This window comes from Allokutzneria sp. NRRL B-24872 (assembly GCF_002155965.1).
In the GTDB taxonomy this organism is placed as follows: domain Bacteria; phylum Actinomycetota; class Actinomycetes; order Mycobacteriales; family Pseudonocardiaceae; genus Allokutzneria.
Genome location: NZ_MUMH01000045.1, coordinates 33,628 through 46,324 on the forward strand (window position 1 = coordinate 33,628; position 12,697 = coordinate 46,324).

Annotated in this window: 1 protein-coding gene (cut by a window edge); it reads left to right on the top strand. The window is 71.7% G+C overall.

Annotation, left to right across the window (positions count from 1 at the left end; translation table 11 throughout):
• Nucleotides 1–12,697, top strand: the 5' portion of a protein-coding gene (locus CCN37_RS13375; protein WP_168200655.1) for a type I polyketide synthase. Its footprint extends 29 nt past the window's final position; 12,697 of the gene's 12,726 nt are visible here — the first part of the coding sequence; its start codon is at nt 1–3; its stop codon lies beyond the right edge, outside the window.

A 12,697-nucleotide genomic window follows, 5' to 3' on the forward strand; every position in this document is an offset into this window, starting at 1 on the left:
GTGGCCGAGCCTGTACCGCTGGTGCTCTCCGGCACCACCGAGCACCACCTGCGCTCCCGCGCCGCCCGGCTGCGGGACCACCTGCTCGACCGGCCGGGGACGCGGCTGGCCGACCTCGCCCACTCGTTGGCCACCGGCGCGGCTCCGGAGCCGTACCGGGCCGCGGTCATCGCTGAGGACCGGGACGCCGCACTGCACGGGCTGAGCGCGCTCGCCGAGGGCCGCCCCGCTCCGAGGGTGATCCGAGGGCGGGCCGGTGCGCCCGGCGGAGTCGTGTTCGTCTACCCCGGCCTGGGGGCGCAGTGGGCGGGCATGGCGCTGGAGCTGCTGGACTCCTCCCCGGTCTTCGCCGAGCACATGCGGGAGTGCGCCGCCGTGCTGGACCCCGAGACCGGATGGTCGCTGCTGGAGGTCCTGCGCGCTGAGAACACCGAGTGGATCGACCGGATCGACGTGGTCGAGCCGGTGCTCTTCGCGATCGCGGTCGCGCTGACCCGGCTCTGGGAGTCCTTCGGCGTGCGGCCCGACGCCGTACTGGGGCACAGCCTCGGTGACGTGGTCGCCGCGCACGTCGCCGGTGCCTACAGCCTCGCGGACGCGGCGAAGCTTTCCGTGCTCTGGAGCCGTAGCCAGGCGGCGACCCTCGTTGGGCGCGGTGGCCTCGCCGTGGTGTGGGAGGAGCCGGATCGGCTCGCCGAGCGGATGCGCCGGTGGCACGGGCGGTTGTGGCTGGCCGGGGCCAACGACCCCGGCTCCGCGCTGGTCTCCGGCGAGCGCGCCGCGCTGGAGGAGCTGCTGGCCGAGCCGGGCGTGCGCGCGCGGCTGCTGCCGATCGACATGCCGGTGCACAGCCCGCTCGCCGAGCGCGCCGAAGGCCGGTTCTCCTCGGTGCCCACCGCGCCGCCGTCGTTGCCGTACTTCTCGGCGAGCACCGGCGGGCTCGTCAATCCGTCCACTGTGGACGATCTTCATTGCTGGCGGGTGATGACCTCGCCGCTGTCACTGGTGCCGGCGGTCCGCGCGGCGGAGGCGTCCGGGCACCGGTACTTCGTCGAGGTCGGCCCGCACCCGGTGCTGACCATGCCGCTCGGCCTCACGGTCCCGGACGCCACCGTCACCGCCACCGTCCGCCGTGACGATGCCGGACTGGCCAAAGTCCTTGCCGTGCTCGGCGAGCTGTACGTGCGTGGAGCCCGCGTGGACTGGGAGAAGGCTTTCGAGGGCACTGGCGCGCAGCGGGTGGAGCTGCCCGCCGATGCGCCGCAGGAGCTGGCGGTGAACGCGGGCGTGGACCCGCTGGAGCTGGTGTGCGAGCAGGTCGCGGCGCTGACCGGGGAGAGCGTGCGCCCGGAGCTGACCTTCGCCGAGCTGGGCGTCGGCTCGGCGCTGGGCGTGGAGCTCGCCGCGCTGCTCAGCTCGGCGACCGGACGGCACCTGCCCGCGACGGTGGTGTTCGACCACCCGACCCCGGCGGCGCTCGCCGACCACCTGCGCGGCGTTGACGAGCCTGTCGACGCGCCTCGTGCCGGGGCCGTTGACGAGCCGATCGCAATCGTGGGCATGGCCTGCCGCCTGCCCGGCGGCGTCACCAGCCCCGAGCAGCTGTGGGAGCTGGTGCGCGACGGTCGCGACGCGATCACCGGGTTCCCGGTCGACCGGGGGTGGGACCTGGACGCCCTGCGCGCGGCCTGCCCCACCGCCGAGGGCGGTTTCCTCGACGGCGCAGGGGATTTCGACGCCGAGTTCTTCGGGATCTCACCTCGCGAAGCCGTCGCGATGGACCCGCAGCAGCGCCTGCTGCTGGAGACCTCGTGGGAAGCCCTTGAGCGCGCGGGGATCGCCCCGACCGCCGTCCGGGGCACGGACGTCGGCGTGTTCGTGGGGACCTTCGGCCAGGACTACCTGCCGAAGCTGCACGAGGTGCCCGAGGAACTGAGCGGCCTTGCCCTCACCGGGGCCTTGCCCTCGGTCGCCTCCGGCCGCGTCGCCCACCACCTCGGCGTGACCGGGCCCGCGCTCACCGTCGACACCGCGTGCTCGTCGTCGCTGACCGCATTGCACATGGCCGCGCAATCACTGCGTCAGGGCGAGTGCTCGCTCGCGCTCGCCGGGGGCGTGAGCGTGATGGCAGGCCCCGGCCTGTTCACCGAGTTCGCGCGGCAAGGGGGTTTGGCGCCGGACGGCCGCTGCAAGGCGTTCTCCGACTCCGCCGACGGGACCGCGTGGGCGGAGGGCGTCGCGGTCCTCGCGGTGCAGCGGCTCTCCGACGCCGTGCGTGACGGACGGCGTGTGCTCGCGGTCATCCGGAGCAGCGCGGTCAACCAGGACGGCGCGTCCAACGGGTTCACCGCGCCGAGCGGTCCCGCCCAGCGGCGACTGATCCGCACGTGCCTCGCCGCCGCAGGCCTCGAACCGTCCGATGTGGACGTTGTCGAAGCGCACGGCACCGGGACCGCGTTGGGTGATCCCATTGAGGCGCAATCGATTCTGGCCACGTACGGCCAGGACCGGACGGCGCCGCTGCACCTGGGGTCGCTCAAGTCCAACATCGGTCACACGCAGGCCGCCGCCGGTGCGGCAGGTGTGATCAAGATGGTGATGGCCATGCGGCACGGGGTGTTGCCCCGGACGCTGCACGCGGAGCGCCCGTCGTCCCATGTGGACTGGTCGGCCGGATCGGTGCGGCTGCTCACCGAAGCCGTCCCGTGGGAAGGGCCGCGCCGCGCCGCTGTCTCGTCGTTCGGGATCAGCGGCACCAACGCGCACGTCATCCTGGAAGCCGGGCCGCCGCACGAGCCCGCCGAGCCCGCCGAGCGGGTCGTTCCCTGGCTGATCTCCGCTCGCGGTGAGGTGGCTCTGCGCGCCCAAGCTCGCCAGCTGCTGTCCTTTGTGGACAATACGGTGTCCGTTGGCTACTCGCTCGCGGTCTCCCGGGCTCTGCTGCCGCACCGCGCGGCGGTCATCGGCAGGGACGCCTTGGTCGCGCTGGCCGAAGGGCGTGACGATCCCCGCGTCATCCGGGCCGAAGCTTCGCCGGGGCGGCTGGCGATCGTGTTCACCGGGCAGGGGGCCCAGTGGCGCGGCATGCACCACGAGCTGTACGAGACGTATCCGGTGTTCGCCTCGGCCTACGACGCGGTGCGCCTGGACATCGGTGACGACCTCGATCAGACCGTGAACGCGCAGCGGGCGCTCTTCGCGTTCGAGGTGGCGTTGTTCCGGCTGTTCGAGTCGTGGGGTGTGCGCCCGGATTTCGTTGCTGGACATTCGATTGGTGAGGTCGCCGCCGCGCACGTCGCTGGTGTGCTGTCGTTGGAAGACGCGTGCGCGTTGGTGGAGGCGCGGTCGCGGTTGATGCAGGCGATGCCCACCGACGGCGTGATGGTCGCGGTGCAGGCCAGCGTTGAGGAACTGGGCGAGCTGCCTTCGGGGGTGTGCGTTGCGGCGGTGAACTCGCCGACGTCGGTGGTGCTGTCCGGTAACGCGGTGGTGGAGGAGTTCGCGGCGCGCTGGAAGCACAAGAAGCTTCGCGTGAGTCATGCCTTCCACTCCCATCACATGGACGGGATGTTGGAGGAGTTCCGCGAGGTGGTGCGCGGGCTGAGCTTCCACCAGCCGGAGATCGGCGTGTTGGGCGAGGTCACCGATCCGGAGTACTGGGTGCGCCAGGTTCGCGAGCCCGTGCTGTTCCTCGACACCGTATTGGAACTGCGTTCCGAAGGCGTCCGGACGCTGGTCGAACTGGGACCCGATGCCGTGCTCACCGCGATGGGTCGCGAGTGCGCGGATGACGTGGTGTTCGTGCCGACACTGCGCCGTGAGCACGCCGCCGACCTCGAAACGGCCGTGGCACGGCTCGCCCTGGCCGGTGTCGAGCTGGACTGGGCCGCGCTCTGCCCGGGAGCTGAGGTCGTCGATCTGCCCACCTATGCGTTCCAGCACCAGAGGTACTGGCTGGGCGCGACCGCGACGGGGGACGCCTGGCGGTACCGGGTCGAGTGGCAGCCGTTGGCACTGCCGGAGAACGCCGCGCTGGGCGACGGCTGGGTCATCATCGACAACGAGTCCTTCCAGCTGCCGGAGAACGCGACCGGCGTGATCTCGATGCTGCCCGCGAAGGCGTCGCTCAGGCTCGTACGAGCACTGTCCGAAGTGGACTTCAAGGGCCGTTTGTGGTTCGCCACCAAGGGCGCGGCGGCCGACGTCGACCAGGCCCAGGTCTGGGGCCTCGGCCTGGTCACCGGACTGGAGCACCCGGAGTGGTTCGGCGGCCTGATCGACGTCGAGGAGCCGGACAGCGCCACCCTGGCCCGAGTCCTGGCGGCTGCGGGAGATGAGGACCAGTTCGCCGTGCGCGACGGTCAAGCCTTGGTGCGGCGGATCGTGCGCGCCCCGGCTCCTCAGGGCAGGGGATGGCGGCCCCGGGGAACCGTGCTCGTCACGGGCGGCACCGGCGCGATCGGCAAGCACCTCGCTCGGTGGCTCGTCCGCAACGGCGCCGATCACGTGGTGCTGACCAGTCGACGTGGCGAGGACGCTCCGGGTGCGATGGAGTTCCGCGCGGAACTCGGTGCGCGCGTGACGATCGCGGCCTGTGACGTGTCCGTGCGCGCGGATGTCGAGCGCCTGCTCGCGGGCCTCGACGAGCCTGTGCGAGCGGTGTTCCACGCTGCGGGCACCAGTGTGTTGCGTCCGCTCGCGCAGACCACCGACGAGGAGTTCGAGCAGGTTATCGCGGGCAAGGTCGCGGGCGCGCTCCACCTCGACGACCTGCTCGGCGACCAGGAACTCGACGCCTTCGTGCTGTTCTCCTCGGTGGCCGGGATCTGGGGCGGCGGTGGTCAGGGCGCCTACGCGGCGGCCAACGCGGCGCTGGAGGCATTGGCGGCTCGACGGCGCGCTCAGGGCAGGACCGCGACCGCGGTGGCCTGGGGTGCGTGGGGTGGCGGCGGAATGGCCTCCGCCAACGAGGAAACCCGGCGCCTGCTCGACCGTTCCGGTTTCCGGGCGATGGACCCCGAGGTCGCGATCACGGCGCTCAGCCGGGCCCTCGGCGCTGACGAGGCGTCGATCGTGTTGGCCGATCTGGACTGGCCGCGCTTTACCGCGGGGTACACGTCGGCGCGGTCGCGCCCTCTGGTGTCAGCGTTCGTCGACGAGGGGGCGGGCACGCGGAAGATCGCTGCTGCGACGAGTCTTCCGGCCCTGGTGGCGTTCGTGCGCGCGGAGGCCGCCCACGTGCTGGGCCACACCGGCGCGCACCGGGTCGACGCGACGACGGCGTTCCGGGACCTCGGGTTCGACTCGCTGACAGCTGGGGAGCTGCGGTCCCGGCTCGTCGCCGCGACCGGCCTCGCACTGCCGAGGACGCTCGCCTTTGACCACCCGAACTGCGCGCGGGTCGCGGAGCTGCTGTTCGCCGAGCTGTCCGGGGCGCGGACGGCGCCCGAGCACGTGGCGGCCGAGGTCGCCGACGCCGAGCCGATCGCGATCATCGGCATGGCCTGCCGGTTCCCCGGGGGGATCGACTCGCCGGAACAGCTGTGGGACCTGCTCGTCAACGGCGGCGAAGTGCTGGGCGAGTTCCCCACCGACCGCGGCTGGGACCTGGAGTCGCTGATCGACCCGGACGGGAGGAGGCCGGGCACCAGCATGACCGGGCTCGGCGGTTTCCTCGGCGGTGCGGCGGACTTCGACGCCGCGTTCTTCGGCATCTCACCGCGAGAAGCCCTGGCCATGGACCCGCAGCAGCGCTTGCTGCTGGAGAGCTCGTGGGAGGCGTTCGAGCGCGCGGGCATCGACCCGGGGCTTGTGCACGGCGACCGAGTCGGCGTGTTCACCGGCATGTACGGCAACGACTACCTCTCGCGGCTGGACGTGGTACCGGAAGAGATCGAGGGCTACCTGATGTCCGGGGGAGCCAGCAGCATCGCCTCCGGCCGCGTCGCGTACGCGCTCGGCCTTGCCGGGCCCGCCGTCACCGTGGACACCGCGTGCTCGTCGTCCTTGGTCGCCGTGCACCTCGCGGCGCAGTCGCTGCGGCAGGGCGAAAGCTCGCTCGCGCTGGCGGGTGGCGCGACGATCATGGCGACCCCGAGCACGTTCCAGGAGTTCAGCCGCCAGCGAGGGCTCGCGCTCGACGGCCGCTGCAAGGCCTTCGCCGCCGCCGCTGACGGGACCGGCTGGGCCGAGGGCGTCGGCGTCGTGCTGCTGGAGAAGCTGTCCGACGCTCGGCGCAACGGCCACCAGGTGCTGGCGGTGCTGCGCGGATCGGCGATCAACTCCGATGGCGCGTCGAACGGGCTGACCGCGCCGAGCGGGCCCGCGCAGCGGCGCGTGATCGCCCAGGCGCTGGCCAACGCGCGGATGCGACCGTCCGATGTGGACGTTGTGGAGGCGCACGGTACCGGCACGACGTTGGGTGATCCCATTGAGGCGCAGGCGATTCTGGCGACCTATGGCCAGGACCGCGAGGCTCCGTTGTGGTTGGGGTCGTTGAAATCCAACCTCGGGCACACCCAGGCGGCAGCGGGCGTCGGCGGTGTGATCAAGATGGTGCTGGCGATGCGGCACGGTGTGCTGCCCAGGACCCTGCACGTGGACGAGCCGACCCCGGATGTGGACTGGTCCGCGGGGTCGGTGCGCCTGCTCACCGAGGCGCAGCCGTGGCCGGAGCCTCGTGCGGCCGGTGTGTCCGCGTTCGGTATGAGCGGTACGAACGCCCACGTGGTCCTCAGTCCCGGCGATCCTGCTCTGGAACCGGGCACCGGCGATGACGGCGCGCCGTGGCTGCTGTCGGCGACGTCCGCGAGGGCGCTGGAGGACGTCGCAGCGCGGCTTCTGTCCTTTGTGGACTCGAACCCGGGCGTGCGGGTCGGCGAGGTCGCGTGGACCTTGGCCAACCACCGCGCCGCGCTGAGCCATCGCGCGGTGGTGCTCGATCACCGCGCGGGACTGGAGAGCGCGGTTCGCGGCGCGGTGGTGGAGGGGGCGGACCGCCCGGTCTTCGTCTTCCCCGGCCAGGGCTCGCAGTGGGTGGGCATGGCCGTTGACCTGCTGGAGTCTTCGCCGGTCTTCGCCGAGCGCATGGCGCAGTGCGCGGCGGCGTTGGAGTCCTTCGTCGACTGGAAGCTGCTCGACGTCGTCCGCCGGGGCGACTACGAGCGCGTTGACGTGGTGCAGCCGGTGCTGTGGGCGGTCATGGTGTCACTCGCCGCGCTCTGGCGCTCGCACGGCGTTGAGCCCGCTGCGGTCGTCGGCCACAGTCAGGGCGAGATCGCGGCGGCCTGCGTCGCGGGCGCTCTGTCCCTTGTGGACGGTGCGAGGGTAGTTGCTCTGCGCAGCAAGGCGTTGATCGCGCTCGCCGGGCGCGGCGGCATGGTGTCCGTCGCGCTTCCCGCTGCCGAGGTGGAAGAGCGGTTGCGGGCAGGGCTGTCGATCGCTGCGGTGAACGGCCCGCGATCGACCGTGGTCGCCGGTGAGCCTGCGGCCCTGGAGGACCTGCTCGCAGAGTGCGCCGCCGAGGATGTTCGAGCACGGCGCATCCCGGTGGACTACGCGTCGCACACCGCGCGCGTCGAGGAGATCCGGTCCCACCTGCTTGAGGTGCTCGCACCAGTTGCGCCTCTTGTTGCAACTGTTCCGTTCGTGTCTACAGTGGATGGTCCGACGACGCTGGACGCGGAGTACTGGTACCGCAACCTCCGCACACCCGTGCGCTTCGAGCACGCGGTGCGGGATCTGCTCGGCCAGGGACACGGCGTCTTCATCGAGGTCAGCCCGCATCCGGTGCTCACCATCGGCGTTCAGGAGTGCGCGGAGGCAGCGCAGGTGGACGCGGTGGCGCTAGGAACGCTGCGCCGTGACACGACGGACCGTTTCCCCGTCGCGCTCGCCGAAGCGCACGTCAGCGGAGTGCCGGTGTACTGGCACATCCTCCGGACGCGGCTGATCGACCTGCCCACCTACGCGTTCCAGAGGCGCAGGTACTGGCTCGACGGCGCTTCGTCGACGACGTTCCGGTCGGAGCAGCGGGCAGAGGCAGAGCCCACCGCGCTGGCGGCTCAGCTGGCCGACGTCGCGGAAGCGGACCGGCTCGGCAGCGTCGTGGAGCTGGTGCTGCGCGAAGCCTCCGCCGTGCTCGGCCACGACGGAGCCGACGAGCTCGCGCCGGGCAAGGCGTTCCGCGACCAGGGTTTCGACTCGCTGACCGCGGTCGAGCTGCGCAATCGGTTGAGCGACCGGTGCGGGCTGCGCCTGCCGACCACCGTGCTCTTCGACCACCCGAGCCCGCTCGCGCTGGCGCGGCACCTGCACGACACCGCGCTCGGGGAGACCGACGCGCCCGGATTCGCGCCCGTGGTGAGCGCGAGCGCGGACGACCCGATCGTGATCGTCGGCATGGCCTGTCGTTTCCCCGGCGGGGTGGCTTCGCCGGAGCAGCTGTGGGATCTCGTCGCCGCCGAACGCGACGTGATCAGCCGCTTCCCCGCAGACCGCGGCTGGGACCTCGCTCGCCTCTACGACCCGGACTCGCAACGGCCGGGAACGAGCTACACGCGCGAGGGCGGATTCCTGCACGACGCGGCGAACTTCGACGCCGGGTTCTTCGGGATCTCCCCGCGCGAAGCGACCGCGATGGACCCGCAACACCGACTGCTGCTCGAAGTCTCCTGGGAGGCCGTGGAGCGCGCGGGAATCGACCCGCTTTCCTTGCGCGGCAGCAGGACCGGCGTGTTCGCCGGGGTGATCCACGAGTTCTACGGCAGCTCGTTGCACGACCCCGCCGAGGGCGCGGAGGGCTTCCTGCTGACCGGGACGACGGCCAGCGTGGCGTCCGGGCGCGTCGCCTACGTCCTCGGGCTCGAAGGCCCCGCGCTGTCGCTGGACGTCGCGTGCTCGTCGTCGCTGGTCGCACTGCACCTCGCCGCGCAGTCGCTGCGCCGGGGCGAGTGCTCGCTCGCGCTCGCGGGCGGCGTCACGGTCATGGCCACGCCCGGCGGGTTCGTGGAGTTCAGCCGCCAGCGCGGGCTCGCACCGGACGGCAGGTGCAAGCCGTTCTCCGACGGCGCGGACGGGACCGGCTGGGCCGAGGGCATCGGAATGCTCGTGGTGGAACGGCTTTCCGACGCTCAGCGCAACGGGCACCGGGTGCTCGCGGTGGTGCGCGGGACGGCGATCAACTCCGATGGCGCCTCCAACGGGCTCACCGCGCCGAGCGGGCCCGCCCAGCAGCGGGTGATCCGCCAAGCGCTCGCGGACGCGGGGCTGTCCCACCGCGATGTGACCGTTGTGGAGGCGCACGGGACCGGTACGCGCCTCGGCGATCCGATCGAGGCGCAGGCGCTGCTGGCCACCTACGGCCAAGACCGGCAGACGCCGTTGTGGCTGGGCTCGCTGAAGTCCAACATCGGCCACACGCAGGCCGCCGCGGGTGTCGCCGGTGTGATCAAGATGGTGCAGGCGATGCACCACGGCGTTCTTCCCCGCAGTTTGCACGCCGATCTCCCGACGTCTCATGTGGACTGGTCGGCGGGCTCCGTCCGCTTGCTCACCGAGGCGCAGCCGTGGGAAGGGCCGCGACGCGCCGGGGTGTCCGCGTTCGGGGTGAGCGGGACCAACGCCCACGTGATCATCGAGGTGGAGCAACCGGAAGAGGACTCGCGACCTGCTGACGGCGTTGCGTTGTGGGCTCTGTCGGGGCGGTCGCCCGAGGCGGTTCGCGCACAGGCCGAGCGGCTTGCATCCTTTGTGGACGGTCATGGCGTCGGCGCGGTGGATGTTGGGTTCTCGCTCGCCACGACGCGTTCGGCCTTCGAGCACCGCGCCGTTGTCGTCGGCGATCGTGAGGAGCTGGTGCGCTCTCTGCGCGGAAGCCTCGACGTGGCGTCGCCGGTGTCCGGGCGGCTCGGGTTCTTGTTCACCGGTCAGGGTTCGCAGCGGGTTGGCATGGGGCGCGACCTGCGTGTCTATCCGGCTTTCGCTGCTGCGTATGGCGCCGTGGGCTTGGAGATCGGTGACGACGTCGACCAGACGGTGAATGCTCAGCGTGCTTTGTTTGCGTTTGAGGTGGCGTTGTTCCGGTTGTTTGAGTCGTGGGGTGTTCGGCCTGAGTTTGTTGCTGGGCATTCGATTGGTGAGGTTGCGGCGGCGCATGTTGCGGGTGTGTTGTCGCTGGACGATGCGTGCGTCTTGGTGGAGGCGCGGTCGCGGTTGATGCAGGCGATGCCCGCTGGTGGCGTGATGGTCGCGGTGCAGGCCAGCGTGGAGGAGCTAGGGGACTTGCCGGAAGGCGTGTGCGTTGCGGCGGTGAATTCGCCGACGTCGACGGTGTTGTCTGGTGATGCGGTTGTGGAGGAGTTCGCGCAGCGGTGGAAGCACAAGAAGCTTCGGGTGAGTCATGCGTTCCACTCGCACCACATGGACGGGATGTTGGACGAGTTCCGCGAGGTGGTGCGCGGGCTGACGATGAACAAGCCCGAGATCGCGATGCCCGGAGATGTCACTGACCCGGAGTACTGGGTGCGCCAGGTTCGCGAACCCGTGCAGTTCCTCGACGCGGTGCGGATGGCGCGCGTGGACGGCGTGCGGACGTTCCTGGAGTTGGGACCCGACGCGGTGCTGACCGCGACGGGCGCGGAATGCGTTGAGGACGCGGAGTTCATCGCCGCACAACGCCGCGACCGCGACGAACAGCGCACGTTGCTCACCGCCCTCGGGCAGGTGCACGTGCGTGGTGTCCAGATCGACTGGCGGGGCGTGTTCCCCGGAGCGAAGGCTGTGGACCTGCCGACCTACGCCTTCCAGCACCAGCGTTACTGGCAGGAACTCGCGGCGCCCGCCGCCGGGGACACCGCGTTCTGGGACATCGTCAGCCGCCAGGACCCCGGTGCTTTCGCGGGAGCCTTGGACGTCCAGCCCGGCGCGACGCTGGAGGAGTTGCTGCCCGCCCTGGCGAGCTGGCACGAGCGCGGCCAGGCCGAGTCCACTGTGGACAGCTGGCGGCACCACATTGCCTGGACGCCGGTGACCGTGGAACCTGCGGAGCTGAGCGGAACCTGGCTCGTGGTGGCGGATACGGGGGAACTCGCAGCGGCGCTGACCTCGCGCGGCGCGGACGTCGTCGACCTGGAGCACGCTGGACCGGCCGTCACCGGCGTGGTCTCGTGCGTCGGGTTCACCGAGACGGTGTCGTTGCTCCAGCGGCTGGATGAGCTGGGTGTCGACGCGCCGGTGTGGTTCGTGACCCGCGATGCCGTTGCCGTGGCCGAAGGCGACCGCGTGCACGGCTACGAGCAGGGACTGCTGTGGGGGCTGGCCCGAGTCGTGGCCCAGGAACGACCGGAGCGGTGGGGCGGCATCGTCGACCTCGGCCCCGGCGCGGTGGACGCGCTCGCGGATGTCCTCGGCCACGACGAGGACCAGCTGGCGATCCGGGAGACCGGCGTGCACGCGCGGCGCCTCGTCGCGGGGGCGCAGAGCGGCCAGACGTGGAGCCCGCGCGGCACCGTGCTGATCACCGGCGGCACCGGAGCACTCGGCGCGCACACCGCGCGCTGGCTGGCGGACAACGGCGCCGAGCACCTGGTTCTGCTCAGCCGAAGTGGTCCTGCGGCACCGGGCGCGGCGGAACTGGTGCGGCAGCTGGACATCCCGGTCACCGTCCTCGCCTGTGACGTGACCGACCGCGCGGAGCTGAAGCGGATCATCGACGAGCACCGGCCGAACGCCGTCGTGCACACGGCCGCCGCGCTCGACGACGGAACCCTGGACTCCCTGACACCGCAACGGATTCAGCAGGTGCTGGCGGTCAAGGCGCTCGCGGCCGTGCACCTGCACGAGCTGACGGTGGACCTCGACCTCGACCTCGACGCGTTCGTGCTGTTCTCCTCCATGGCGGGCACCCTCGGCCTCGCCGGGCAGGGCAACTACGCCCCCGGCAACGCCTTCCTCGACGCGCTCGCCCAGCACCGCGCGGCGCTCGGCCTGCCCGCGACGTCGATCGCCTGGGGAGCGTGGGCCGGGGGCGGCCTCGCGGACCGGGACGCGGTGGTGGACGCGGTCGGTCGACACGGCATGGCGGCGATGGACCCGGAGCTCGCGGTCCGCGCACTGTCCACTGTGGGCGATCCTTACATGCTGGTCGCCGCGGTCGACTGGGACGGCCTCCCGGCCGAGGCGCACTGCCCGTTGATCGGCGGCCTCGTCACACGGACCGAGAAGCAGGCCGACGTGCGGTTGGCGGAGCGCATCGCCGGGCTGAGCGAAGCCGATCAGGCCGCTGCCGTGCTGCAAGCCGTGCGCACGGTGGTGGCCGCGGTGCTGGGCTACGCGAAGGCCGAGGACGTCGGGCCGGGGCGGGCGTTCAGCGACCTCGGGGTCGACTCGATGACGGCGTTGGAGCTGCGCAACCGGCTCGGCGCCGAAACCGGGGTCAAGCTGCCCGCGACGTTGGTCTACAACCACCCCACCGCCGAGGCGCTCGCCGCGTTCCTGCGCTCGCGGCTGCGCGGCGCGGCACCCGACCCGGGCGTGGAGCTGGACCGGCTCGAAGCGGCGCTGGCCGAACCACCCGGCGAGCCCGAGGAGCGCGAGCGGATCGCGAACCGGCTGCGCGAACTGCTGCGACGCGTGGAGCCCGCCCCCTCCGGCGAGACCGGCGCGATCGGCGAGGTCAGCCACGAGGAGCTGTTCGCAC